This is a genomic window from Variovorax sp. HW608, from assembly GCF_900090195.1.
Classification (GTDB): Bacteria; Pseudomonadota; Gammaproteobacteria; order Burkholderiales; family Burkholderiaceae_C; genus Variovorax.
The window spans coordinates 6,964,840-6,991,034 of the sequence record NZ_LT607803.1; the positions used below are offsets into that span (position 1 = coordinate 6,964,840).

18 protein-coding genes are annotated in these 26,195 nt (G+C 68.2%); 8 read left to right on the plus strand and 10 right to left on the minus strand.

The window, feature by feature from the left end:
• Nucleotides 1–8 precede the first annotated feature (8 nt).
• Both VAR608DRAFT_RS33055 and VAR608DRAFT_RS33060 read left to right on the plus strand, forming a co-directional pair.
• On the plus strand, nucleotides 9–2,462 hold the full coding sequence (locus tag VAR608DRAFT_RS33055) for a spermidine synthase (protein WP_088957906.1): 2,454 nt from the start codon (nucleotides 9–11) through the stop codon (nucleotides 2,460–2,462).
• A gap of 80 nt (nucleotides 2,463–2,542) precedes the next feature.
• Nucleotides 2,543–8,479: a CHAT domain-containing protein gene (locus VAR608DRAFT_RS33060; protein ID WP_172843936.1), complete on the plus strand. Its 5,937-nt coding sequence runs from the start codon at nucleotides 2,543–2,545 to the stop codon at nucleotides 8,477–8,479.
• Between the two features lie 24 nt (nucleotides 8,480–8,503).
• Here VAR608DRAFT_RS33060 and VAR608DRAFT_RS33065 read toward each other — a convergent pair whose 3' ends face one another.
• The 6 genes from VAR608DRAFT_RS33065 to VAR608DRAFT_RS33090 all read right to left on the minus strand — a co-directional run bounded on the left by VAR608DRAFT_RS33065 (nucleotide 8,504) and on the right by VAR608DRAFT_RS33090 (nucleotide 13,769).
• Entirely contained in the window at nucleotides 8,504–8,866 is a 363-nt protein-coding gene (locus VAR608DRAFT_RS33065; RefSeq protein WP_088957908.1) for an SPW repeat protein, read from the minus strand.
• A 57-nt stretch (nucleotides 8,867–8,923) separates the two neighbouring features.
• Nucleotides 8,924–9,427, minus strand: a complete 504-nt coding sequence (locus tag VAR608DRAFT_RS33070) for a DUF3016 domain-containing protein (protein WP_088957909.1) — start codon at nucleotides 9,425–9,427, stop codon at nucleotides 8,924–8,926.
• Between the two features lie 96 nt (nucleotides 9,428–9,523).
• Nucleotides 9,524–10,381 carry a carbohydrate ABC transporter permease gene (locus VAR608DRAFT_RS33075; RefSeq protein ID WP_088957910.1) on the minus strand — a complete coding sequence of 286 codons (858 nt, stop codon included), beginning with the start codon at nucleotides 10,379–10,381 and terminating at the stop codon, nucleotides 9,524–9,526.
• A 17-nt stretch (nucleotides 10,382–10,398) separates the two neighbouring features.
• A complete protein-coding gene (locus VAR608DRAFT_RS33080) occupies nucleotides 10,399–11,301 on the minus strand; it encodes a carbohydrate ABC transporter permease (protein ID WP_088959115.1) in 903 nt (300 codons plus the stop codon).
• Nucleotides 11,302–11,325: 24 nt separating this feature from the next.
• The gene (locus VAR608DRAFT_RS33085; RefSeq protein ID WP_088957911.1) at nucleotides 11,326–12,654 is read right to left on the minus strand and encodes an ABC transporter substrate-binding protein; all 1,329 of its coding nucleotides are present in this window, start codon (nucleotides 12,652–12,654) and stop codon (nucleotides 11,326–11,328) included.
• Between the two features lie 41 nt (nucleotides 12,655–12,695).
• Nucleotides 12,696–13,769: an ABC transporter ATP-binding protein gene (locus VAR608DRAFT_RS33090; protein ID WP_088957912.1), complete on the minus strand. Its 1,074-nt coding sequence runs from the start codon at nucleotides 13,767–13,769 to the stop codon at nucleotides 12,696–12,698.
• A gap of 169 nt (nucleotides 13,770–13,938) precedes the next feature.
• Between VAR608DRAFT_RS33090 and VAR608DRAFT_RS33095 the strand changes: the two genes are divergently transcribed.
• From VAR608DRAFT_RS33095 to VAR608DRAFT_RS33105, 3 genes are read left to right on the plus strand one after another with little or no spacing between them, the layout of a single operon-like run.
• Nucleotides 13,939–14,757, plus strand: coding sequence for a FadR/GntR family transcriptional regulator (locus VAR608DRAFT_RS33095; protein WP_088959116.1), 819 nt, complete (start codon nucleotides 13,939–13,941; stop codon nucleotides 14,755–14,757).
• Nucleotides 14,754–15,773: a D-erythronate dehydrogenase gene (gene denD, locus VAR608DRAFT_RS33100; RefSeq protein WP_088957913.1), complete on the plus strand. Its 1,020-nt coding sequence runs from the start codon at nucleotides 14,754–14,756 to the stop codon at nucleotides 15,771–15,773. The genes VAR608DRAFT_RS33095 and denD overlap by 4 nt, the downstream gene beginning before the upstream one ends.
• Entirely contained in the window at nucleotides 15,770–17,596 is a 1,827-nt protein-coding gene (locus VAR608DRAFT_RS33105) for an IlvD/Edd family dehydratase (protein WP_088957914.1), read from the plus strand. The genes denD and VAR608DRAFT_RS33105 overlap by 4 nt, the downstream gene beginning before the upstream one ends.
• A gap of 505 nt (nucleotides 17,597–18,101) precedes the next feature.
• On the opposite strand, the gene VAR608DRAFT_RS33110 is transcribed toward VAR608DRAFT_RS33105, so the two are convergent.
• The 3 genes from VAR608DRAFT_RS33110 to polA are packed head-to-tail and all read right to left on the minus strand — an operon-like array spanning nucleotide 18,102 to nucleotide 23,134.
• Nucleotides 18,102–19,010 carry a LysR family transcriptional regulator gene (locus tag VAR608DRAFT_RS33110; RefSeq protein WP_088957915.1) on the minus strand — a complete coding sequence of 303 codons (909 nt, stop codon included), beginning with the start codon at nucleotides 19,008–19,010 and terminating at the stop codon, nucleotides 18,102–18,104.
• Nucleotides 19,011–19,015: 5 nt separating this feature from the next.
• Nucleotides 19,016–20,311: a M20/M25/M40 family metallo-hydrolase gene (locus tag VAR608DRAFT_RS33115; protein WP_088957916.1), complete on the minus strand. Its 1,296-nt coding sequence runs from the start codon at nucleotides 20,309–20,311 to the stop codon at nucleotides 19,016–19,018.
• Between the two features lie 30 nt (nucleotides 20,312–20,341).
• The gene (polA, locus tag VAR608DRAFT_RS33120; protein ID WP_088957917.1) at nucleotides 20,342–23,134 is read right to left on the minus strand and encodes a DNA polymerase I; all 2,793 of its coding nucleotides are present in this window, start codon (nucleotides 23,132–23,134) and stop codon (nucleotides 20,342–20,344) included.
• A gap of 98 nt (nucleotides 23,135–23,232) precedes the next feature.
• On the opposite strand from polA, the gene VAR608DRAFT_RS33125 reads away from it, so the two are divergent.
• From VAR608DRAFT_RS33125 to VAR608DRAFT_RS33135, 3 genes are read left to right on the plus strand one after another with little or no spacing between them, the layout of a single operon-like run.
• Complete coding sequence (locus tag VAR608DRAFT_RS33125) at nucleotides 23,233–23,616, plus strand: hypothetical protein (protein WP_231973050.1); 384 nt, start codon at nucleotides 23,233–23,235, stop codon at nucleotides 23,614–23,616.
• 7 nt (nucleotides 23,617–23,623) lie between these two features.
• On the plus strand, nucleotides 23,624–24,667 hold the full coding sequence (locus VAR608DRAFT_RS33130) for a homoserine kinase (protein ID WP_088957918.1): 1,044 nt from the start codon (nucleotides 23,624–23,626) through the stop codon (nucleotides 24,665–24,667).
• Nucleotides 24,668–24,676: 9 nt separating this feature from the next.
• A complete protein-coding gene (locus VAR608DRAFT_RS33135) occupies nucleotides 24,677–25,474 on the plus strand; it encodes a BPSS1780 family membrane protein (RefSeq protein ID WP_088957919.1) in 798 nt (265 codons plus the stop codon).
• A gap of 12 nt (nucleotides 25,475–25,486) precedes the next feature.
• Here the strand turns inward: VAR608DRAFT_RS33135 and VAR608DRAFT_RS33140 are convergent, their stop codons facing one another.
• A complete protein-coding gene (locus tag VAR608DRAFT_RS33140) occupies nucleotides 25,487–26,179 on the minus strand; it encodes a Crp/Fnr family transcriptional regulator (RefSeq protein ID WP_088957920.1) in 693 nt (230 codons plus the stop codon).
• Nucleotides 26,180–26,195 lie beyond the last annotated feature (16 nt).

The following is a 26,195-nucleotide window of genomic DNA, read 5'->3' on the forward strand; positions in this document are numbered from 1 at the left end:
AGCGTTCGATGGCGCAGACGCGCGCGTCTGCTTTCGAAGCAGCCGCGGCACCGCCGGTGATGGCCGTGGCACTGATCTCGGCTGCGGCACTGGCCTACGAGATTCTGCTGATGCGGCTGTTCTCGATCGTGCTGTGGCACCACTTCGCCTACATGATCATCAGCCTGGCGCTCCTGGGCTACGGCGCCAGCGGCGCGGTGCTGACCCTGGCGCCGCGGGTGATGCAGCGACATTTCGCGCCGTTGTTCAGCGCGGCGGCGACGGCCTTCGGCGCCAGTGCCATCGGCTGCTTCCTGCTGGCGCAGCGCGTGCCCTTCAATCCGCTGGAACTGCTGTGGGATCCGCGCCAGCCGGCCTACCTGCTGGCGGTGTACCTGCTGCTCCTGCTGCCCTTCCTGTGCGCGGGCGCCTGCACGTGCATGGCGCTTTCCACCTTTCGCGGCATGCAGCCGCGCATCTACAGCTTCGACATCCTGGGCGCCGGCGCGGGGAGCCTGGGCATCGTGGCACTGTTGTTCGTGTTGTCGCCGGCCGCAGCCCTGAAGTTGCTTGGTGCGCTGGGCGGCATCGCGGCGGCCCTGGCCTGGCTCGAAAGCGGGCGCCCTCGGCGATGGCCGGCGGCTCTGCTGGCCGCTCTGGCCGGCGTGCCGCTGCTGTTGCCGGCCGCGTGGCTGGCGCCGGTCATGTCGCCGTACAAGGAGTTGTCCCAGACGCTGCGCATTCCCGAGGCGAGGGTCGTGCTCGAGCGATCGAGTCCGCTGGGCCTCGTCAGCGTGGTCGAAAGCCCGCGGATTCCGCTGCGCCACGTGCCGGGCCTGAGCCTCAATGCTTCGGTCGAACCGCCGCCGCAGTGGGGCATCTTCATCGACGGCGAAAGCCTCAGCGCGTTGACCCGCTTCGACGGGCAGCGCGGCAGCCTCGCGTACCTCGACCAGATCAGCTCGGCGCTTCCCTACCACCTGCTGCGCCGCCCGCACGTGCTGGTTCTGGGTGCGGGTGCCGGGGCCGACGTGCTGCAGGCCTACTACCACCAGGCGCGCGAGATCGACGCGGTGGAGCTGAACCCGCAGGTGGTCGACCTGGTCAGGCATCGCTTCGCCGACGCCGCGGGCGGCCTCTATTCCGGGATCGCGCACGTGCACGTGGCAGAGGCGCGCGGCTTCGTCGCCGCCAGCGAAGCGCGCTACGACCTCATCCAGGTGGCGCTGCTCGATTCGTTCAGCGCATCTTCAGCCGGCCTCTACGCGCTGTCGGAAAACTACCTCTACACCGTCGAAGCCTTGCAGGACAGCCTGCGCCACCTGACGCCCGGCGGCCTGCTCGCGATCACGCGCTGGGTTTCGCTGCCGCCGCGCGACGCGCTGAAGCTCTTTGCCGCCGCCATCGCCGCGCTGGAGCGTTCGGGCATCGCCGATCCCGGCTCGCGGCTGGTGATGATCCGCAGCTGGAAGACCGTCACGCTGCTGGTCCGCAATGGCAGCTTCAGCGCCGATGACATCGCCGCGACCCAGGCCTTCTGCCGCGCACGCTCCTTCGACCTTGCGTTCTATCCCGGCATGCAGCCCGAGGAAGCGAACCGCTACAACGTGGTCGAGCGCCCCGACCTCTTCGACGGCGCCACGGCACTGCTGGGTCCGGACCGGGACGCCTTCATGCGCGACTACAAGTTCCACATCGCGCCAGCCACCGACGACAGGCCGCATTTCTTCCACTTTTTCAAGTGGCGCTCGCTGCCCGAACTCCTGGCGCTCAAGGAACAGGGCGGGCTGCCGCTCCTGGAATGGGGCTATCCGGTGCTGGTGGCGACGCTGGTCCAGGCCACGGTGGCCAGCCTTCTGCTGATCGGACTGCCCGTGGCGTGGGTCACCCGTGCCGGCGCCCGGCGGAACGGGCCCGTCACACCGCCCCGTTCGCGCGGCCGCGTGCTGGTCTATTTCCTGGCGATCGGATTCGGCTTCATGTTCATCGAGATCGCGTTCATCCAGAAATTCGTCCTCTTCCTGAGCCACCCACTGCGTGCCGTCGCGGTGGTGCTGTTCGCCTTCCTGCTCTTTGCCGGTGTCGGCAGCCGGGTGGCCGGGCGCCTGCAACACCGGACGCGGCTCCAGCCTGCCCTGGCGATGGTGGTGGGAGGGCTGGCCGCGTCGGCGGTGCTCTGCCTGCTGCTGCTTCCCTGGCTCTTCCGGCATGCGATGGGTTTGCCGGACGCAGCGAGGATGCTGCTCTCGGCCGTCCTCATCGCGCCATTGGCCTTCTGCATGGGCATGCCCTTCCCACTGGGTCTGTCGCGGGTGGAAGCCATCGACGCAAGGCTCATTCCCTGGGCCTGGGGCGTCAACGGCTGTGCGTCGGTCACCGGCGCTGTGCTGGCCACGCTGCTCGCGATCCACGTGGGTTTCACCGCAGTCATCATCGCGGCGCTGCTGCTGTACATGCTCGCGGTGGCGTGCGCGCCGGGATGACACCCCCCGCTGATCCCTGCCATGCGCCATACCTCGTTTGGAAGACGATTTGCATCGGCTCGGCGTGTCCAATCCTCGGCATGGCGCCGCCGATCGTCCTCAAGCTGACCGGTCGTGAGAACACGAAGCCCGAGGTGCCCGCGCTTCTGCGGTCTTCCGCGCGAGGCATTGGTGGCCCCTCTTCAGAGGACGATTTCCTGCCCGACGGCCTTTTGACGCCGAAGGCCGGCATCGAGCTCGGCGCCGGCGCGCGCGGAGCTGCCGAGACCGCGGCCTGTGAGCTCACGGCGGCGGAAGACGAAGTGCTGGTGATCGACCTCGCCGACGGCAGCACGCTGATCACCAGCCCCGCCCGGCTGCGCGATGCCTTGCTGCGCAACCGGCCCGATCTGGTCGACGACGAGGGCCGCGTTCTCTTCGACCGCCTGAACGCCGAAGGCACGCTGCTGCAGCGCGGCGTGTTCCCGGATGCCGTCGGCAGCCTCGTGAGCCGCGTGGTGTCGTTGGCCGTGGGCCGCGATGCGCTGACCGATGCGGCAGAGGCGCTCGTCGCCGGCAAGGGCGGCAAGCAGGCAGCGGCACTGGACGCCGGCGTGAGCTGGCTCGCCACCCAGGCGCTCATGACCGTCATCGAGGAGCGCCTCGGCCGCCCGGCCGGCCATCTCTACCGCTGGAGCGATGCGAGCGGCAAGCTCGAAGGCGGCGCGGCCGACGACGTCGCCGCGATGACCGGCGCGGACGGCAAGGCGCGTGCTGCGCTGGTCTTCATCCACGGCACCGCATCGAGCACGCTCGGCAGCTTCGCCGACCTGCAGCGCAGCGACCGCGGGTTCTGGGCGCGGCTCGAAAGCCGGTTTCCGGGCGGCATCTACGGCTTCGAGCACCGCACGCTGTCCGAAAGCCCGATCGAGAACGCGCTGCAGCTCGCGACAGCCCTGCCCAAGGGCGCATGCATCAGCCTCGTGACGCATTCGCGCGGCGGCCTCGTCGGCGACCTGATGTGCCTCCTGGACATCGACCGCCACGTCGACGGCTACAGCTTCGCCTTCCCCGGCGTGGGCGATGCGCAGGGCCGCGAAGCCGAAGTGCACGAGGAGCTCGACAGCGCGCATGCCGAGCAGCGCGAGCAACTGCGCCATCTGTTCGCGATGCTGCGCGACAAGGCGCCGGTGATCGAGCGCTACGTGCGCGTCGCGAGCCCTTCGCAGGGCACCAAGCTCGCGAGCGGCAACTTCGACGTCTTCCTCTCGGGCCTCTTGACGCTGATCGGCCGCGTGCCGTTCTTCTTCGGCAATCCGATGTATTCGGCGTTCAAGCGCGTGGTGATCGAGATCGCGCGCAACCGCACCAACCCGCACCTGGTGCCGGGCATCGAGGCGATGCTGCCCGACTCGCCGATGGCGGCGCTGCTGCGCGATGCGGCGGTGCAGCCCGGCATCCGCATGGCGCTGATCGCGGGCGACATCCAGGACGGCAACCTGCTCATGCGCATGGGCACGCTGCTCACCGACTTCCTGCTGTTCGACAACACCGACAACGACCTCGTGGTCGACACCGCCTCCATGCTGGCCGGCATCGCGGTCAAGGCCCAGGCGCGCGTGATGTTCGACCGCGCAGCGGACGTCTCGCATTTCAGCTACTTCGCCAACCTGGAAACCCGCAGCGCGATGCGCGACTGGCTGGTGCAGGACCGGCCCGACGACCTCGCCGCCTTCCGCGTCGTGCCGCCGCAGTTCACCACCCTCGACGCGGCCGGCATCGGCGCCTCGCGCGACGCAGCCGGCGTGGAGCGGCCCATCGTCGTGGTGCTGCCCGGCGTGATGGGCACCTGCCTCGATGCCGACGGCAAGCGCGTGTGGCTCAACCCGGTCAGCCTCGTTGCGGGGGGGCTCAGCGACATCGCCTTCGATGCCGACAAGGTGACCACCAGCGGCCTCTTCGGCAGGACCTACGGCGCGATCTGCGACCACCTCGCCGGCAGCCATCGCGTGGTGCCCTTCCCTTACGACTGGCGCCAGCCGCTCGACGTGCTGGGCGAGCGGCTCGGCACCTTCCTGGACCTGCTGCTGAAGCAGAGCACGCAGCCGATCCGCCTGCTCGCGCACAGCATGGGCGGGCTGGTGGTGCGCGCCTGCATCTACCGGCAGCGCGAGGTGATGGACCGGCTGATGGCGCGCGACGGCGCGCGCCTGGTCATGGCCGGCACGCCCCACCAGGGCTCGCATTCGATGGTCGGGAACATGCTCGGCAAGGGCGATGCGCTGCGCACGCTCGCGCGGCTCGACGTGCGCCACGACATGCAGCAAGTGCTCGACATCGTCTCGGGCTTCCGCGGGGCGCTGCAATTGCTGCCGCGCCCCGGCTTCATCGACACCTTCGAAGGCCAGCCCGACGGCGGCGAGCCGCAGCAGTACTGGCGCCCCGAGGGCTGGAAGACGCTGAAGGCGCTCAACACCGACCTGTGGTTCGGCGACCAGCGCTGCGGTCAGCCCGATGCCGAGACCTTGGCTTCCGCCGGCTGGCTGTGGACCGAGGACGCCAAGGCCGGCGCCGATGCCGTGCCGGCGCTGCCCGACGAATACCGCGCGAAGTCGATCTACGTCTTCGGCGTGGCTCCGAACACGCCGTGCGGCGTCCGCGTGGAAGCGCGCGGCGGGAGCCCGCGCCTGCGCATGGTCGCCACCGCGCGCGGCGACGGCACGGTGACATGGGACTCGGGCCGCATCGGCGGCATCGGCAGCTTCTACTACCTGCCGGCGGTGCATGGCGATCTGCTCTCGACCCCGTCGGCCTTCGCCGCGCTCGGCGAACTGCTCGTGAGCGGTACGACCGTGGCACTCGAACGCACGCCGCCCGCCACGCGCGCGGCCGCGCCCGACCGCCCGGTGAGTTACGACCCCGGTCCGCCGAACGCCGTCGACGACGCGGACCTCGCCGCGGCCGTGGTCGGCGGCACGCCCGACGGCCACGTCACCACGCGCGCCAGGCAGCGGCTCGACGTCAACCTCAAGGCGATGGACCTGCGCTTCCTCTCGTGCCCGATCATGGTCGGCCACTACGAGAACGACACGATGGCCGGCACCGAGGCGCTCATCGACACCGAACTCATGGACGGCCAGCTCGCGCAGCGCCGCGCGCTCGACCTCTACGCTGGCCCGCTCGGCACCGCGGCGGTGGTGCTGCGCACGCCCAGTGCGATCGAGCGCCGGCGCGGCGTGCTCACCGGCGCGGTGGTCACCGGCCTCGGCAGCTACGAAGGCAGCCTGAGCCAGGACGCGCTGATGATCGCGGTGCGCGCCGGCGTGCTGCGCTACCTGCTGCAGGTGGTCGACGTGATGGGCCGCGAAGACCGCGAAGTGCCGCTCGCGACCCTGCTTCTCGGCTACAACTCCTCGGCCAACCTGAGCATCGCGGGCTCGGTCGAGGCGGTGGTGCGCGGCGTGGTCGATGCCAACGAGAAATTCAGGCGCACCACCGGGCTGTCGGTGCGCGTGTCGAAGCTCGACATCGTCGAGCTCTATCTCGACACCGCCATCACCGCGGTCTACGAGCTGCGCCAGCTCGCCCCGCGCCTGCAAACGGCTGCCGCGGCGAAAGACACGCTGCTGGCCTGCAACCCCGAGCTGGTGCAGGGCCCGGGGCTGCGCCAGCGCCTGTTCGATGCGCGCGGCGCGAGCTACTGGCCGCGGCTGATCGTCACCGATGCCGACGACCCGCCTGCCGCGCCGCGACCCGACGGCGCGACGCGGCTCGCCGACCGGCTGCGCTTCCTCTACGTCGGCCAGCGCGCGCGGGCCGAGACCGTCGTCCAGCAGCGCCAGCCGAGCCTGATCGAGACGCTGGTGCGCCAGCAGATCAGCCAGACGCAGTGGAACGCCGACTTCGGCCGCATGCTGTTCCAGCTCATCGTGCCGCCGGACTTCAAGGATGCGGCGCGGCAGTTGCAGCGCATCGTGCTGGTGGTCGATGGCGCGACCGCCAACCTGCCGTGGGAGCTGATGCTGACCGATCCGCTGTTCACGCCCGAGGCGCAGACCGACGGCCCGCTCGTGCCGCTGGCGCTGTGCACGCCGGTGGTGCGGCAGCTTTCTTCCTCGGCGTACCGGCGCGATGTGCGGCAGAGCGTGGCGCGCAGCGCCTACGTGGTCGGCAACCCGTCGGTGCAGGGCTTCGCGGCGGCGTTTCCCGATCCCGCCCATCCGCAGGCCGGCGACCCCGACCCGCTTGCCGGCGCCGAAGTGGAAGCGACCGCGGTCGCGCGCCTGCTGACGAACCTGGGCTACGAAGTGGGCCAAGCCATCGGCGCCGACAACCTCGCCTCCGACGTGCTGGCGAAGCTCTATCGCAAGCCCTACCGCATCCTGCATGTCTCGGCGCACGGTGTGTTCGAGCAGCAGCACGTGGACGGGCTGCGCCGCAGCGGCGTCGTGCTCTCGGGCGGGCTGCTCATCACCGCGGCCGAGATCGAGGCGATGGAGTCGGTGCCCGAACTGGTCTTCCTCAACTGCTGCCACCTCGGCCGGGTCGACCCGGGCGGCGCGCCCGGGCCGACCGTGCGCGACGGCAACAAGCTGGCCGGCAGCGTGGCGCGCGAGCTGATGGCGATCGGCGTGCGCTGCGTGGTGGTGGCGGGCTGGGCGGTCGACGACAAGCTGGCGCAGCAGTTCGGCGAGGTGTTCTACCGGTCGCTGCTGCAGAACCGCCGTCCCTTCGGCGAAGCCGTCTTCGAGGCGCGGCAGGCCCTCTGGGCCGCGCGGCCCGACAACCTGACCTGGGGCGCCTTCCAGGCCTACGGCGACCCGCTCTGGCTCGCCGAGCCCGCCGACGCGGCGGCCGGTGCCGCCAAGGGCGAAGCGCCCTTCGTCTCGATCGACGAGATGCTCGACGAACTCGCGCGCGCCCGGCTCGAGATTGCGCGCCGCCCCGACCGCGCTCTGGAAAACGAGCGACTGGCCCGCATCCGGGCCATCGAGGACGCGCGCGACCGCCGCTGTCCGCCGTCGTGGCTGCGGCTGCCGCTGCTGCAATCCGCGCTCGGCGCCACCTGGCGCGATCTCGGCTGCCCCGAAGAGGCCTGCAAGGCCTTGACCGCGGCGATCCGGGCCGTGGACCTGCAGGGCCGCGTGCCGATCCGCGACATCGAGCAGCTGGCAGCGGTCGAGGTCGAACTCGGCTTTGCGCGCGCCAGGCGCGACATCGAACGCATCCATGGCGAGCAGGCGAGCCGGAAGTACCCACCCCGTCCGGTGCCCAGGGGCCTGCCACTGATCGACCACGGGATCGGGCGGCTGCGCGCACTCGATCGCCTCGTGGCCGGCGGCACGCCTGGCCTCGCGGCCACGCCGACGCGCGCCAACGCGGACCGCTACGCGCTGCTGGGCGAAGCCTGCGAGCGCAAGGCGGTCTTGTTCGCGCTGCACCTGCTGCGTGTCAAGGGCTCCGCCGCCGAGCGCAACCGATGGCGCGGCGCGATGACCGATGCGGTGCAGGCCGCTCTGCAGGCCTATGCGCGCGCCGAAGGCATTCCGGGCGACGACGGCTTCCGTCCCTGCGAGGCACTGCGCGCGCTCGCGCTGCAGACGGTGCAGGGCGGCTGGGATGCGCCGGACGCGGTCTCGACCGGCGTGGCGCTCGCGCGGCAATGCGGCCTGCTCATCTCGAAAGCCACCGCGCTGGACGGCGATCCATGGGACGTGGTGGCCAGCCCCGAAGCCTTGCTGGTGGAAAAGCTGCGCGATGGCAGCTTCGGCGCAGCGGTCGACGCCGGCGAAGCGGCGCTCGCGTCGGTGCTCGCGGCCTACCGCGATGCGCTGGCCAGCCTCGGCCCGCAGGTGCGCCGGATCGACGAGACGATGGACCACCTCGACATGCTGTCGATCCTGTTCGACGCCCGCTTTCTCACGGGCGGCGGCGAGGCCTACCGGCGGATGGCGGACCGGCTGGTCGCGCTCATCCAGCAGCTGCGGCCGGCGCGCACCGCGCGCGCGGACCGGCCGAAGACGCCGTTCGCAGGCTGAGCCCGCCGCGGCACGCCCGCGCGGTCAGTGCGCGGTGCGATGCAGCCAGCCGCTGTAGTCCTTGTCGGTCACCAGCGTCCAGAGCGCCAGCGCCACGATCACGGCGCCGGTGATCACCGCGGTCAGCATCGCCTGGCGATGCATGCCGAAGCCCACCACCCAGGGGGAGATGACCAGCCACGCGCCGAGCGCGCATTCGGTCCACTCTTCCCAGGCGCGCGGCACGATCATGGCGCCCAGCGCCGCGGCCACCAGCGCCACGCCGACGAGCACCGCGTTCGCGGTGGGCGACGGGATCTCCTGGTAGCCCACGAGCCATGGCGAAATCGCCAGCCACACGCCCAGCAGTGCATTCACCACGTCCTGCCAGTGCTTGAGTTGCTTCATCGCACACCTCCTGCCGGCGCGGAAAGCCCCACCGGCAACGCGTTTGATCCAGCGGATTCAGCCGTGTTCCTTTGCCGCAACGATTCGGCGCGTGAACCAGTTATCCAGCATCGGGCGCTCGTAGATGAAGCGGTCGCTGCCGTAGCTGCGCCTGGCCATCACGAGGTAGTCCATGTCGCTGATGCGCTCGCGGCCGCTCGCGATCACCTGCCCGTCGTGGGTCAGCGTGTAGCGCAGTTCCATGCGCGGCCAGGTGATGTCGGTGAGGATGCGCACTTCGGAGCCGCCGCGGCGCAAGGGATCGAAGGCGCCGGCCAGGTCGATGTCGAGCACCTCGATGGAGAGCGCATCGCCGGGCCCCAGGTAGCGGTCGGCCAGCCGCTGCAGGTGCTGCTGCACGTCGCGCAGCACTTCGGCACGATCCTCGTCGCTGGGAAAGGCGCGCGAATACGCGGCATCGCGGTAGTTCTCGGGATTAACGAAGACCACCGTCAGGTCCGCCGCGCTCGCCATGGACGCGCCGGCGGCAAGCATCATCGACAGCGCCAGGGGTCGAATCATGAGGATCGAGTGTGCGGCAGCCGCAGTCCGCCGGCGCCCTGGAGCCGAAAAAGATCACTCGGAACGATGGATTGGGGCAACCGGCGCCTGCAGCCCTCACTCCTTGACCGACCCGGTCATCCCCGACACGTAGTACTCGACGAAGAACGAGTAGACGAACGCCACCGGCAGCGAGCCGAGCAGCGCGCCGGCCATCAGCGGGCCCCACTGGTAGACGTCGCCCTGCACCAGTTCGGTCACCACGCCGACCGGCAGTGTCTTGATTTCCGACGACGAGACGAAGGTCAGCGCGTAGATGAATTCGTTCCAGGACAGCGTGAACGCGAAGATGCCCGCCGAGATGAGCCCCGGCACGGCAAGCGGCAGCACGATCTTGATGAGGATCTGCCAGCGGCTTGCGCCGTCGATCAGCGCGCACTCCTCCAGCTCGGCCGGGATCGAACGGAAGTAGCCCATCAGGAGCCAGGTGCAGAACGGGATCAGGAAGGTCGGGTAGGTCAGGATCAGCGCCAGGCGCGTGTCGAACATGCCGAGGTTGAACACCACGTTGGCGAGCGGAATGAACAGGATCGAGGGCGGCACCAGGTAGGCCAGGAAGATCGCGAGCCCGGTCTGCCGCGAGCCCTTGAAGCGCAGCCGCTCGATCGCATAGGCGGCGAACACCGAGCAGGCCAGCGAGGCGAAGGTGGACACCACCGACACCAGCAGCGTGTTCCACAGCCACTGCGGGTATGAGGTCTCGAACAGCAGCTTGTAGAAATGGTTGATCGTCGGCGCGACCACCCAGAACGGATTGCCCTCGCGCGAGAGCAGCTCCGCGTCGGGCTTCACCGAGGTGATCGCCATCCAGTAGAACGGGAACAGCAGCACGATCAGGAAGACGAGGAGCGGCAGGTAGACCGTGACCATCTTGCGCGGCACGGACTCCAGGTAGCTCATGCCCACCACATCCATCTTGGATTGATTGGCGCTCACTTGTCAGTCCCCCCCTGTTGCCAGGCGCGGCGCTGCAGGCCGAAGTAGCTGAACATGATGCAGGCGAGCAGGAAGGGCACCATCGCGATGGCGATGGCCGCGCCCTCGCCGAGCGCGCCGCCCGGAATCGCGCGCTGGAACGACAGCGTCGCCATCAGGTGCGTCGCATTGAGCGGCCCGCCGCGCGTGATCACGTAGATGAGCTGGAAGTCGGTGAAGGTGAACAGCACCGAAAAGGTCATCACCACCGCGATGATCGGCGTCAGCAGCGGCAGCGTCACGTGCCGGAACTGCTGCCACGGCGTCGCGCCGTCCATGGCCGAGGCCTCGTAGTACGTGGGCGAGATCGTCTGCAGCCCCGCCAGCAGCGTGATCGCGACGAAGGGCACGCCGCGCCACACATTGGCCGCGATCACCGCCAGGCGCGCGTTCCACGGATCGCCGAGGAAGTCGATGTAGTGATCGATGAGCCCGAGCTTCACCAGCGCCCAGCTGATGATCGAGAACTGCGAGTCGTAGATCCACCAGAACGCGATCGCCGACAGCGCCGTCGGCACGATGTACGGCAGCAGGATGACGGCGCGAAAGAAGGTCTTGAGCCGGATGTTCTTGTTCAGGAGCACCGCGAGCCACAGCCCGAGGAAGAACTTGAACACGCTCGCCACCACCGTGTAGAAGATGGTGTTGAACAGCGCCAGCCGCGTGACCGAGTCGTTCCAGAGAAAGGCGTAGTTCTCCAGCCCGACCCACTCGCCGCCCCGGCCCACCTTGGTGTCGGTGAAGCCGAGCCAGGTGCCGAGCCCGAGCGGATAGGTCAGGAACAGCAGCAGCAGCACCGCCGCCGGCAGCATGAATGCGAAGCCGAGGGCGTTGCGGCTGTTCTGGAAACGGGCAAGCACCGTCATCGTGGCGGGCGCGCTTCGTCAGACCTTGTAATAGCGTTCTGCACGCTTCTGAGCGCGTTCGGCGGCTTCCTTCGGCGACTTCGACCCGCTCGCGGCCTCGGCCACCATGTTCGGGATGATGAAGTCCGCCGCCACGCCGGCCGAGGCATAGCCGAGCTTGCCTTCGTAGCCCGCCGGCCGCAGGTTCTTGACCGAATCGCGGTAGGGCGTGTTCTTCGGGTCCACGGTCCAGATCTCGTTGGCCTCGAAGGCGCGCAGCGGCTGCGCGACGTAGCCGCCAGCACCCTTGAGCCAGTCGTCGAACTGCGGCCGCTCCATCATGAAGCGCAGGAATTCCTTCGCGGCCTGCGGGTACTTGGTGTACTTCATCGCCATCTGGTTGAAGAACAGGTGCGACTCGGTCGGCACACCCACCGGCCCGACCGGGAACACCGCGTGGTTGATGTCGGAGGCCATCTCCTGGAGCTTCGGGTCGGGCGAGTTCTTGGCCGCGTAGTAGATCGAGATGCCGTTGTTGGTGACGCTGATCTGCCCGTCGAGGAAGGCCTTGTTGTTGTTCGGGTCCAGCCACGAGAGCGTGCCGGGGATGAAGTTGGCGTACAGCTCCTTGGCGTATTCGAGCGCCTTGATCGTCTCGGGGCTGTCGATCACCACCTTGTTGTTCTTGTCGACCAGCTTGCCGCCAAAGGTCCAGACCAGCCAGTTGGTCCAGGTGCTGTCGCCGGTCGCATTGCCCAGCGCCATGCCGCCCGGCGTGCCCTTTTCCTTGAGCGCCTTGTACATCCTGAGGAAGTCGTCGGTGTTCTTCGGAAAGGCATTGAAGCCCGCCGCCTTCAGCATGCTCTCGCGATACACCATCAGCGAACCGGCCGCGCCGAGCGGCAGGCCGATCCAGCGCTTGCCGTCGGGCCGCATGAAGGTCTCGGCGGCCGGATACCAGCCGCCGTACTTCTTGCCGAGGTATTCGGCGAGGTCGGTCACGTCGAGCAGCTTGTCGGGGTACAGGTTCGCATCGTCGTTGGTCGAAAGAATGATGTCCGGGCCCGCGCCGGTGTTGGCCGCCACGGCCGCCTTGGGCCGCACGTCTTCCCAGTTCTCGTTGTCGACGCGCACCTCGATCCCGGTGGTTTCGCTGAACTTCTTGACGTTGGCCATGTAGGCGTCGATGTCGCCCTGCACGAAGCGGCTCCAGCGCAGCACGCGCAGCTTGGCGCCCTTCTCGGGCTTGAAGCTCATCGACTGGGCATTGGCGAGCGGCGTGAAGATGGCGCTGCCGACCCCGAGCGACGCGGCGGCGGCGAAGCCCGCCGAGCTCTTGAGGATCGTGCGGCGATTGAAGTCACTCATTCTTGTCTCCTGATGTTGAAAGGACCAAAAAAAGAAGAACCTCAAGCCACCAGCCTCCGGCCGGTGCCTGCGTCGAAAAGGTGTGCGCGCTGAAGATCGGGTTGCAGGTGGATGGTGGTCCCCGGCGCGAAGTCGTAGCGCTCGCGGAACACCGCTGAAATCTCGGTGCCTTCGTGGCGGCAGGCCACGAAGGTGTCCATGCCGGTGGGCTCCATCACCACGACGCGCGACGGGATGCCGCCGCCGTTCGCGAGGCTCAGGTGCTCGGGCCGCGTGCCGTAGACGACCGGCTGGCCATCGATGCCGCCCGCATGCGCGGGCGCGTCGAGCTTCGTGCCGTCCGCGAGCTCGACCGTCGCCGCGCTGCCGTTTCGCCTCAAGGTGCCGGGCAGGAAATTCATCGCGGGCGAACCGATGAAGCCGGCGACGAACTGGTTCGCCGGGCTGTCGTAGAGCTCCAGCGGGCTGCCGGTCTGTTCGATGCGGCCGTCGCGCATCACGACGATCTTGTCGCCCATGGTCATGGCCTCGATCTGGTCGTGCGTGACGTAGATCGAGGTGGTCTTCAGCCGCTGGTGCAGTTCCTTGATCTCGCCGCGCATGGCCACGCGCAGCTTGGCGTCGAGATTGGACAAGGGCTCGTCGAAGAGAAACACCTGCGGGTCGCGCACGATCGCCCGCCCCATCGCGACGCGCTGGCGCTGCCCGCCCGAGAGCTGGCGCGGGTAGCGGTCCAGGAGCGGCGAGAGCGCGAGGATCTCGGCCGCGCGGCCGACCTTCTGCTCGATGGTGGCCTTGTCCATCTTCGCCAGCGCGAGCGCGAACGCCATGTTGTCGCGCACCGTCATGTGCGGATAGAGCGCGTAGTTCTGGAACACCATCGCGATGTCGCGCTCCTTGGGCGGGAGGTCGTTCACGCGCCGGTCGCCGATGCGGATTTCGCCGCTGTTGATTTCCTCCAGCCCGGCGATCATGCGCAGCAAGGTCGACTTGCCGCAGCCCGATGGCCCCACGAGAACGGTGAAGGAACCGTCCCGGATGTCGATGTCCACGCCGTGAAGGATGGGAACATCACCGAAGTTCTTCTTGACTGCCTGGATCGTGACACTTGCCATGCACTGGAGCCTCGAAAGTACGCGGAACCTTGAAGGCGGCCCGGAGCCGCTTCGCAACCGCGCAGTATTGGCATCGCGAGAGGCCCGCGCATCAGGGCAAACCGGTACGCATTAACCCCCGGACAATTTGTATGATGACCAGATAACCGAGCTGAATTCCATCCATGCCGTGCGCGTTCCGGCACCTTCCCAACCCCTTCCGCTGATCGTCGATCGGCTGTCGGACCGGTTGGCGGCGCTGCTGGGCGCGCAGATCGAGTCCGGCGCCCTGCGCGAAGGCGACCGCCTGCCGACCGAGCAGAAGCTCGCCGAGGCCCACGGCGTTTCGCGCACCGTGGTGCGCGAGGCGGTGCACCAGCTCAAGTCCAGGGGCCTGGTGAATTCGCGGCAGGGCTCGGGCGTGTACGTGGCGCCGCGACCCGTCAACCAGCCGCTGGCCTTCGACCCGACGGTGCTGACCTCGGTGCAGGCCGTGGTGCACGTGGTCGAGGTCCGGCGGGTGCTCGAGGGCGAGATCGCCGCGCTGGCGGCCGAGCGCGCCTCGCGCGCGCAGATCGCCGAGCTGCGCCGCGCCCTCAAGGCCATCGATGCCGCCGTGGCCGACGGCCGCGACGGCGTCGCCGAGGACCTGGCCTTCCACCGCGTCATCGGCGAGGCCACCGGCAACCCGCAATTCCGGCAGCTGCTCGGCTTCCTGGAGCAGTACCTGCGCGAAGGCATGCGCATCACGCGCGGCAACGAGGCGCGGCGGCTCGATTTCATGACCGCGGTGCAGCGCGAGCACCGTGCCATCTTCGAGGCGATCGCGGCGCGCGATCCCGAAGCGGCGCGGCGCCGGGCCACCGAACACATCACCCGCGGCGAACAGCGCCTGATCGAAGGCGGCGTCATCGACGGCCGCCGTCGCCAGGCGGCGGTCAAGGCCGTTCGCGCCGCCGCGGCCACCACTGCCGGAAAGGGCAAGAAATCCATGAAGGAGTCCCCATGAGACTGATGATCACGGGAGGCGGCGGTTTCGTCGGATCGCGCCTCGCGCAGGCCTTGCTTGCGCGCGGCACGCTCGCCGGCGAGCGCATCGGCCGCCTCGTGCTGACCGACATCGCGCCGCCACCCGCGAGCCTGCTCGCGGACCCGCGCGTCGAAGCGCGCACCGGCCCGCTGCTCGCGCAGACCGACGCGCTGCGGGGCGAGGAGTTCGACGGCGTGTTCCACCTCGCTTCCGCCGTCTCGGGCGAATGCGAGCTCGATTTCGACCTCGGCCTGCGTTCCAACCTCGACAGCACGCGGGCGCTGCTCGATGCGATCCGGGCGCGCGTCAACGCCGGCGGCAAAGTGCCGCGCGTGGTGTTTTCCAGCTCGGTCGCGGTGTTCGGGCCCGACCCGGCCCATCCGATGCCCAAGATCGTCGCCGACGACACGCTGCCCGTTCCGCAGACGTCCTACGGCATCCAGAAGCTGATCTGCGAACACCTCATCGCCGACTACACGCGCAAGGGCTACATCGACGGCCGCGCGGCCCGACTCATGACCGTGACGGTGCGCCCCGGCCGGCCGAACGGCGCGGCGTCGTCGTTCTTCAGCAGCATCATCCGCGAGCCGCTGGCGGGGGTGGAGGCGATCTGCCCGGTGTCGCCCGAGGTGTCGCACCCGATGACATCGCCGGCGCGCACGGTGGAGGGGCTGATCGCGGTCTACGAAGCCAGCCGCGAAGCCTTCTGCGGACGCACCGCGCTCAACCTCCCGGCCCTCAACGTCACGGTGCGCGAGATGCTCGATGCGCTGGAACAAGTGGCCGGCCCGGCGGTGCGTGCGAGGGTGCGCTTCGAGCGCGACGAGCGCATCGCGGGCATCGTGGCCAACTGGCCCACCGGCGCCTCGGCCGCGCGCGCGGCGCGGCTCGGGCTGCATCCGCATGAAAACTTCGCCGATATCGTTCGCCAGTACATCGACGATTGCAAAGCTGCACCGAACGCAGACCAGACTTTGAAGGGCATGTCCTCATGAAATCGAAAAAGAAGAACACCAAGGCCGCAGCGGGGAAGGCCCCGAAATTCAAGCTGCGCTCGCAGGCCTGGTTCGACAACCCGGCCAATGCCGACATGACCGCGCTCTACCTGGAGCGCACGATGAATTTCGGCCTCGGCTTCGACGAGTTGCAATCGGGGCGGCCGATCATCGGCATCGCGCAGACCGGCTCGGACATCGCGCCGTGCAACCGCCACCACCTGGTGCTGGCCGAGCGGGTGCGCGAAGGCATTCGCGACGCGGGCGGCATCGCCTTCGAGTTTCCGATCCATCCGATCCAGGAAACCTGCAAGCGGCCGACGGCGGCGCTGGACCGCAATCTGCAGTACCTGTCGCTGGTCGAGGTGCTGTACGGCTATCCGATCGACGGCGTGGTGCTGACCACCGGCTGCGACAAGACGACGCCCGCGCAGCTGATGGCGGCGGCGACGGTGGACATCCCGGCGATCGCGCTGAACTCGGGGCCGATGCTCAATGGCTGGCACGAGGGCGAACGCACCGGTTCGGGCACCATCGTGTGGCGTGCGCGCGAGATGATGGCGGCGGGCAAGATCGGCTACCAGGAGTTCCTGAAGCTGGTCGCATCGTCGGCGCCCTCGACGGGGCACTGCAACACGATGGGCACGGCATCGACGATGAACTCGCTCACCGAGGCGCTGGGCATGACGCTGCCGGGCAGCGCGGCGATTCCGGCGCCCTACCGCGACCGCCAGGAGATGGCGTACATGACGGGCAAGCGCATCGTGGAGATGGTGCGCGAAGACCTGAAACCCTCGGACATCCTCACGCGCGAGGCGTTCGAGAACGCGATCGTGGTCAACTCCGCGCTCGGCGGCTCGACCAATGCGCCGGTGCACCTGAATGCGATCGCGCGCCACATCGGCGTGGAGCTGACGACGGAAGATTGGGAAAAGCACGGCTACAAGATTCCGCTGATCGTCAATCTTCAGCCGGCGGGCGAGTATCTCGGCGAGGACTACTACCGCGCGGGCGGCGTGCCCGCGGTGGTGGCCGAACTGGTCGCGCAGAAGAAGATCAAGCCGGCGATGACGGCCAATGGCAAGACGCTGATCGAGAACTGCGAAGGCCGGTTCACGAGCGACCGGAAGGTGATCTTCCCGTACAACAAGCCGATGAAGAAAAACGCGGGCTTCCTGAATCTGAAGGGCAACCTCTTCGATTCCGCGATCATGAAGACGAGCGTGATCACGCCGGAATTCCACTCGCGCTATCTGGAAGATCCGAAGGACCCGATGGCGTTCGAGGGCACGGCGATCGTGTTCGACGGGCCGGAGGACTACCACGCGCGAATCGACGATCCGAAGATGAAGATCGACGAGCGCAGTGTGTTGTTCATGCGCGGCGTGGGGCCGGTGGGTTATCCGGGGGCCGCCGAGGTCGTCAACATGCGTGCGCCTTCGTACCTCCTCAAGAAGGGCATCACTGCACTGCCCTGCATCGGCGATGGTCGGCAGTCGGGGACTTCGGGGTCGCCTTCGATCCTCAACGCCTCGCCCGAGGCTGCGACCGGCGGTGGGTTGGCGTTGGTGCGGACCGGGGATCGGGTGCGCATCGATCTCAAGAAGCGCACTGCGGACATGCTGGTGTCCGATGAGGAACTTGCCAAGCGGCGGGCTGAGTTGGAGAAGCAAGGGGGGTATCCGTATCCCAAGAGCCAGACGCCTTGGCAGGAGATCCAGCGGGCCGTCGTCGATGAGCTTTCGGAGGGGATGGTTTTGAAGCCTGCTGTGAAGTACCAGAGGATTCACGCTCGGTTTGGGATTCCTCGGGATAACCACTGACTTTTTTTGTTTGTTGAACGGTGGTCCGCCTGGGTTGCGGTACGGGGCCGGGGGCTTCACTACGCCGGCCGCTGCGCGGCTGCCCTGCGGTGCTCGCCTTTCGCGGGGTCTCGCGCAAACTCGCTTCGCTCAGACAGCGCGAGCCCTGATCCGCGAAAGGCTGCGCTCCTCGGCGGCGTAGAGGCGCCCCCAGCCCCGCACCACAACCCAGGCTCGTCTGCGACGTCGCGATCCGTTGAACGACGGAGGGGATGGGAGTGGACAGTTCTCCCCTACCGTTTCCGCGGTGGCGGGCGGTGTGCCCTTGGGCGGCCGTTGAGGCACCGCCGAGCAGCGCAGCGGTACGCGGATCAGGGCTCGCGACTGTTTGAGCGAAGCGAGTTTGAGCGAGACCCCGCGTACCGCGAGCAGCGCAGGGCAGCCGCGAAGCGGCCGGTGACGTCGGCCGCCCAAGGGCACACCGCCCGCCACCGCCACCCGCAAAGCCGCAAAGCCGCACCGCACCCTAAGCGGAAGAACCCATCTCCTCAATCGCTTCCCGCATGAACCGGGTAATGCTGCGCACAGCCACGGAATCCGGCCGCCCCGCAAACCGAAGCGCCCGAATCGGCACCGGAATGAGCGGCTCCAGCACCAGCACGTCCACCTTCTCCCGATCCGCCGACTTCGCCGTGCAGCCATCGACGAGCGCGATACCGAGCCCGTGGTGCGCCATCGCCAGCGCCGCGTGATAGGTCTGCACCGTCACGACCGCCTGGAACCCGATCCCCGCCTGCCGGCAGGCCTGGCTCAGGCTCGTCCCCACGGGATCGCGGCTGTCGAGCCCGATCACCGGCAGCTTGACCAGGTCGTGCAAAGCCACGGAGCCATTGCGCAGCAGCGCCCGCGGCAGCATCCCCTTCGGCGCGATGCAGGTCATGCGGCTGTCCGCCAAGGTCTCCTGCGTCAACGAGGGATGCACCGCCGGACTGAACGCGAAACCCACGTCCGCCTCCTGCAGCAGCAGCGCCGACATGATTTGCGGCGAGTGCAGCGATTCGACCGTCACCGCCACCCCCGGATGCTTCTCGCGAAAGCGCTTGAGCGCGCGCGGCAGCACCTCGTAGCTCAACGCCAGCACCGCGAGGATGCGCAGCTCGCCCGCATCGGTCCCCGCGCGCAGACTCGCCGCCAGCCGCTGCACCTCGTCGAGCTGCGCGAACAGCCGCTCGATATGCGGATACAGCGCCAGCGCCTCCGTGGTCGGCGCGAGCCGCCCCTTGGCGCGCTGGAACAACGAAAAGCCGAGCTGGATCTCCGAATGCTGCAAGGTCCGGCTCACCGCCGGCTGCGTGATGTTGATCAGGCGCGCCGCCGCGCTCACGCTCCCCGTGAGCATGATCGCGTTGAAGACCTCGATGTGCCGCAGACGCATCGCGCTCAGGGTGCGGTCTGGCCGACCTTGTTGCGCGACACGTCCATGATGAGCTGCGTCGCCAGGTACAGCCGCGGCGGGATCGAATCGATCAGCACGTACTCCGCATCCATCGAATGCGCGCCGAAGCCCTGCAGGCCGAAGCGCTCGACCACCGCCGCCTTGGTCTTCAGCGCCGCGAAAGCCGCATCGGTGCCGCCACCCGCAACCTTGTCGTCGGCGCCGAGCGTCTTGCCGAGCTCCTTGTAGATCTGCTGCGCATGCGCGGCCAGCGCGCGCGATGCATCGGTCGCCTCCAGCGGCGGACGGCGGCGCTCGAACTTCACCTCGACCTTCGCCTGCGGGATGAGCTGGTTCTTCACCCGCTCCATCACCTGCTGCTCGATGCGGTCGTAGTCGCTCACCTTCAGCACGCGCACGTCCGCAGCGGCAACCGCGGTCGCCGGAATCACGTTGCGATTGGTGCCGGCGCGCGATACCGTCCAGTTGAGCTTGAGCCCGGTCGACGGGTCCGACAGGTCGCGCATCTGCAGGATCTGGTGCGACAGCTCGTAGAGCGCATTCACGCCCGCCTCCGGCATCGAACCCGCGTGCGAGGCCTTGCCCGTGACATTGAGCGTGACCGACGCGATGCCCGCCGTCGCGAGCGACAGCTTGTCGTCGCGCGCCGACGAGCCCTCGAAGGACATCACGACGTCGTGCTCGCCCCCGAGTTTGGTGATCAGCGTGCGGGCGCCGGGCGAGCTGATCTCCTCGTCGCCGTTGATCAGCACGGTGAGCAGGCCGTAGTCCTTGAAGTCCATCGCCTTCAGCATCGCGACCGTGTGCGCGATCACCGCGACACCCTGCTTGTCGTCCGCAATGCCGAGGCCGTAGGCCTTGTCGCCATCGATGCGGAACGGCTGCTGCTTCGACATGCCGATCTGGTAGACCGTGTCCATGTGGGCGATCAGCATGATCTTCTTCGTGCCCGTGCCCTTGAACGTCGCGCGCACCACCTTGCCGATCTTCTCCGGCGTGTCTTCCATGCGGTATGCGCCTTCGGACACATCGATCAGTTCCACCTGACCGCCGAGCGCCTTGAACTTCGAGGCGACGAGGTTGGCCATCTTGTCGAGCCCTTCGAGATCGCGGCTGCCGGATTCGATCGAGACGAATTCCTTCAGGGTTTCGAGCAGCGCCGGTTTTTCCTTGGCGGCCAGCGCGGCCAGGCGCTCGTCGGGGGCGGCCAATGCGCATGCGCATGCGGCGCCCAGCGCGGTCAACAAAAAGGCTTTACGGGCAAAGGCAACAGCAGTCATTCAGTTCATCGTCTCCAAGAAAAATCGTTATCAATGCGCCTTGTCCCAGTTGGGACCAAAGCCGATCTCGGCCAGCAGCGGCACCTTCAGATCCGCCACGCTCGCCATGAGCCGCGGGATCTCGGTGCGGACCCATTCGACTTCGCTCTCCGGCACCTCGAACACCAGTTCGTCGTGCACCTGCATGATCATCTTCGTGCCGCGCTTCTCGGCGTCGAGCACTTCCTGCACCTTCACCATGCTGAGCTTGATGAGGTCGGCCGCGGTGCCCTGCATCGGCGCGTTGATGGCCGCGCGCTCGGCCGCGCCGCGACGCGGGCCGTTGGGCGACTTGATCTCGGGCAGGTACAGGCGCCGGCCGAACACCGTCTCCACGTAGCCGATCTCCCTGGCGCGCGCCTTGGTCTCGTCCATGTACGCCTTCACGCCGGGATAGCGCGCGAAGTAGCGTTCGATGTAGGAGGCCGCGGCCTTGTTGTCGATGCCCAGGTTGCGCGCGAGGCCGAAGCTGCTCATGCCATAGATGAGTCCGAAGTTGATCACCTTCGCGTAACGGCGCTGCTCGCTCGACACCTGGTCCACTGCCACGCCGAACACCTCGCCGGCGGTCGCGCGGTGCACGTCGATGCCCTCGGTGAAGGCACGCAGCAGCGATTCGTCGCCGCTGATGTGCGCCATGATCCGCAGCTCGATCTGCGAATAGTCGGAACTCGCGATCACGCTGCCCGCCGGCGCCACGAAGGCTTCGCGCACGCGGCGGCCTTCTGCCGTGCGGATCGGGATGTTCTGCAGGTTCGGGTCGTTGCTCGACAACCGCCCGGTCACCGCGACCGCCTGCGCATAGTGGGTGTGCACCCGCCCGCTTCTGGGATGCGCCAGGAGGCCGAGCTTGTCGGTGTAGGTGCCCTTGAGCTTCGAGAGCCCGCGGTGCTCCAGGATCTTGGCGGGCAGCGGGAAATCCTCGGCCAGCTTCTCGAGCACTTCCTCGTCGGTGCTCGGCGCGCCGCTCGGCGTTTTCTTGACCACCGGCAGGCCCAGCTTGGTGAAGAACACCTCGCCGATCTGCTTGGGCGAACCGAGGTTGAAGGGCTGGCCCGCGAGGCCATAGGCCTCCTGCTCCAGCGCCATGATGCGCCTGCCGAGTTCGTTGCTCTGCGAAGCCAGCGTGGGCGCATCGATGAGCACGCCGTTGCGTTCGACGCGAAAGAGTGTCTCGCTGGTCTCGATCTCGAGCTCGTAGATGAAGCGCAGCTTCTCGTCGGCCTCCAGCCTGGGCCAGAGTGTGCGATGCACGTCCAGCGTCTGGTCCGAGTCCTCGCAGGCATATTCGGCCGCCTTCTCGATCGAGACCTGGCTGAACGGAATCTGGTGCGACCCCTTGCCGCACAGATCCTCGTAGTCGATGCCCGTGCGGCCGAGGTGCCGCTCGGCCAGGCTCGCGAGCCCGTGCGGCTTGTGCACTTCGAGCACGTAGCTCTGCAGCATCGTGTCGTGTGCGTAGCCCTGCACTTCGATGCCGTGGTTGGCGAACACATGGCGGTCGTACTTGATGTGCTGGCCGAGCTTCTTCCTCGTGCCGTCTTCCAGCCACGGCGTGAGGCGCGCCAGCACTTCGCCCCGCGGCAGCTGCGCGGGCGCGTCGGGGTAGTTGTGGCCGACCGGAACGTAGGCCGCCTCGCCGGGCGTCACGCTGAAGCTGATGCCGACGATCTCGGCCACCATCTCGTCGAGCGAATTGGTCTCGGTGTCCAGCGCGACGAGGTCCGCCGACTGCAGCTTCGCGAGCCACCTGTCGAACATCTCCCAGTCGAGGATCGTGTCGTAGGCGAGGTTGGATGCCTGCTCGACCGCTTCGAAGCCGGGCTGGTCGAACAGTCCGGTGCCGCCTTGCGGCGCATTGCGCTTCCCGCCTTCCTCGATGAGCTCGGGCGGCGCCTCGTGCGCTTCGAGCGTCTTCACCAGGGTCTTGAATCCGAAGCGCTCGTAGAAGACCTTGAGCTCGTCGATCTGCTGGGGACGGATCGCGATCCCGTCCAGCGCGGGCAGGCCGGCCACGTGGCCGTCGAGGTCGCAGTCGGTGCGGATGGTCACGAGCCGCCGGCCTTGCGGCAGCCAGTCGAGCACCTTGCGCAGGTTCTCGCCGGCCTGGCCCTTGACCTCTCCGGCACGCGCGATGAGGCCGTCGAGCGAGCCGTATTCGCTCAGCCACTTGGCCGCCGTCTTGGGGCCGACCTTCTCGACGCCCGGCACGTTGTCGACCGCATCGCCCACCAGCGTCTGGTAGTCGATCATCAGGCTGGGCGGCACGCCGAACTCGGCGGTGACGCCGGCGACGTCGCGCTTCTTGCCGTTCATGGTGTCGATGATCGTGACGTGCTCGTCGACGAGCTGGCTCAGGTCCTTGTCGCCGCTGGAGACAATGACCTCGATGCGCTGGTTCGCCGCGGTGCGCGCGAGCGTGCCGATGACGTCGTCGGCCTCGACGTCGGGCACGCACAGCACCGGCCAGCCCAGCAGTTTCACGACTTCATGGATCGGCCCGATCTGGCTGCGCAGGTCGTCCGGCATCGGCGAGCGGTTGGCCTTGTACTGGGGATACCAATCGTCGCGGAAGGTCCTGCCGGGCGCGTCGAACACGCAGGCGGCGTAGTCGGCCCGCACCTCGCGGCGCAGGGCGGTCATCATGTTGATCATTCCCCGGATCGCGCCGGTGGCCGGACTGCTGCTGTCGCCGGGGACGGCGCGCAGGTCGGGCATCGCATGGAAGGCGCGGTAGAGGTAGCTCGATCCGTCGACGAGCAGCAGCGTTTTCTTGTCGGTCATCGGGGCATTTTGCCGTGCCGGCGCAAGGCATCCGCAAGGTGTGTCCGCAAGCGCACTTGCGGGTATCCCTGATGCAATCGCGGACCTACAATCGTGCCATGTCGTTCACCCGTCTTCTCGTCCCCCGCGCTCGGCTGGCTGCCGTGCTGCTGGGCTGCACCGCGCCGTTCGCGGCCGTCCAGGCCCAGAATCCTCCGCCTGCGGAGTCGTCGGCCCGCCCGGCCCAGCAGCAGCCCGAACAGGACAAGGAAGCCGGTCGCCGCAACCAGAAGATCGAGCGCATCCACATCGAGGACAGCCGCAACAAGATCGACGAACTTCGCGTCGGCGGCCAGACGCAGAACATCACCGTGCAGCCCAAATCCAACGCGCCGGCCTACCAGGTCATGCCCAACGGCGAGCGCTCGCGCAACGAAGGCCAGGCGGATTCGAGCGCCAGCGACAGCGGTTCGCGCGTCTGGTGGAACGTCTTCAAGTTCTGAGCGCACGGTGGCGGTTTTCACGGAAGTCGGATTCGACGAAGCCGACGCGCTGGTCCAGCGCCTGGGACTCGGCCCCCTTCGCGAACTTCGCGGCATCGAGGGCGGGATCGAGAACACCAACTACTTCGCGACCACGGCATCGGGCGAGTTCGTGCTGACGCTGTTCGAGCGCCTCGGCGCCGAGCAGCTCCCTTACTACCTTTGCCTCATGAAGCACCTCGCGGCCCGCGGCCTGCCGGTGCCCGCGCCGGTGGCCGACCCCGAGGTGGCGCCACCGGACGGCCACGCGCTGTCGATCCCCGCGAACGCCCCCTGCGAGCTGCTGCTGACGGTGGCCGGCAAGCCGGCCGCGATCGTCCAGCGCCTGCAGGGCAAGAGCGAGCTGGCGCCCACCGCGCGCCACTGCGCCGAACTCGGCCGCCTGCTCGCGCGCATGCACATCGCGGCGCGTGATTTCCCGCGCATCCAGCCCAACCTGCGCGGCCTGCACTGGTGGAACGACACCACGCCGGTCGTGCTGCCCTACCTGGAAGCCCCGCAGGCCGCCCTGCTGCGCAGCGAACTCGCCTACCAGAACCACATCGCCGAATCGTCGACCTACGCGGCCCTGCCGCGCGGCCCGGTGCACGCCGACCTGTTCCGCGACAACGCGATGTTCGACACCCATGCCAGCGCCGAGGCGCCAAGGCTCACGGGCGTCTTCGACTTCTATTTCGCCGGTACCGACACCTGGCTGTTCGACCTGGCCGTGTGCCTGAACGACTGGGCCATCGATCTCAAGACCGGCCACCACGACGCCCCCCGCGCCGATGCGCTGCTGGCCGCCTACGACTCGGTGCGCCCGCTGACCGGCGCCGAGCGCGCGATGCTGCCGGCCATGCTGCGCGCGGCGGCGCTGCGCTTCTGGATCTCGCGCCTGTGGGACTTCTACCTGCCGCGCGAAGCCAGCATGCTCAAGCCCCATGACCCCGGCCATTTCGAGCGGGTGTTGCGCGAACGCGCCCACGCGAGCTTCGAGTTCAACGGCGGCGCCGAGCCGCTGGCAGCCTGAGCCGAGCCGATGAAACTCAACCTCGTTCCGGCACGCACCGGCGTGCTATGGGTCCGCACCGGGCTTCAGGCCTTCGCGCGACAGCCGCTGGCCTTCATCTCGCTGTTCTTCTTCTTCATGACGATGGTGTCGCTGGCGTCGCAGTTGCCGCTGATCGGCGCCGCGCTTGCGCTGATGCTGCTGCCGACCATGACGCTCGGCCTCATGGCCGCGACCGCACAGGCCGCCGGCCCCGAGAAGCCGGCCGCCGGCGCAGTGTTCCTGGCGGCGATCCATGCGGTGCGCGCCGACGTGCGACCCATGGCGGTGCTGGGCGCCATGTACGCGGCGCTGTTCCTCGCGGTCATGGCGATTTCCGCGCTCGCCGATGGCGGCCAGTTCGCGCGTGTCTACCTGCTGGGCGGGCAACTGACGCGCGAAATGGCCGAGACCACCGAGTTCCAGGTCGCACTGTGGATCGCGATGGCGCTGTACCTGCCGCTGTCGCTGGCCTTCTGGCACGCGCCCGCGCTGGTGCACTGGCACCGCGTGCCGCCGGCCAAGAGCCTGTTCTTCAGCTTCGTCGCCTGCTTCAGGAATTTCGGCGCGCTGACCGTGTTCGGCCTCGTCTGGGCCGGCGTCTTCATCGGCGCCGGCATCGTGCTGAGCCTGCTGGCGACGCTGCTGGTCGCCGTTGGCGCGATGGGGGTCGGCGCCGGCGCTTCGGCGGCGGGCGGCGCCGTGATGATCGGCGGTGCGCTCGTGATGGCGGCGATGTTCTTCACCAGCACCTGGTTCACCTTCCGCGATAGCTTCCAGGGCGATTAGCGCCCCCGGGTCCTAGGTCCGCGCCAGTTCCACCAGCCGGTCCGCCGCGCGCACCACGAGCAGCCGGCCTTCCTCGGCGACCACGCCGTCCTGCGCGAGCTGGGTCAGGATCTGCGACACGCTGACGCGCGAGAGGGCGCACAGGTCGCCCATCTCCTGCTTCGTGAACGCCATCTCGATCAGGGTTCCGGCGGGATGCGCGACGCCATAGCTGCCCATCAGGCCGAGCAGGTGATGGCAGACCCGGCGCCTCGCCGAGTTGGCGCCCAGGAGCGAATGGTGCTGCAGCATGATGCGAAAGCGCAGCGCCGACAAAGCCGCGAACTGGCGCATCAGGGCCGGCGACTGCTGCAGCGCGTTCATGAAGGAAGCGGCCGGGACCGCGCAGACCACTGCGTCGGTCGCCGCTTCGGCCGACACCAGGTAGCGCCGGCCCTCGAGGAACAGGCCGCAATCGCCGGCCAGGCCACTCGGGCCGATGAACATCAGATGGTGCTTGCGGCCGTCGACCGAGTCGGCGGTCAGCCTCAGGCGGCCCGACTGCACCACGTAGACCGAATCCAGCTCCCAGCCCTGGCTGAACACCAGCGCGTCGTTCGCGATCGCCTGCCGCCGGTAGCCGCGCGTGATCTCGTCCCAGTCGAAATCGAGTGCGGTCAGCCAGGCCGAGACCGGAGGCTCTTCAGGAACGACCGACAACGACATGGCGGGAAGGATCCAG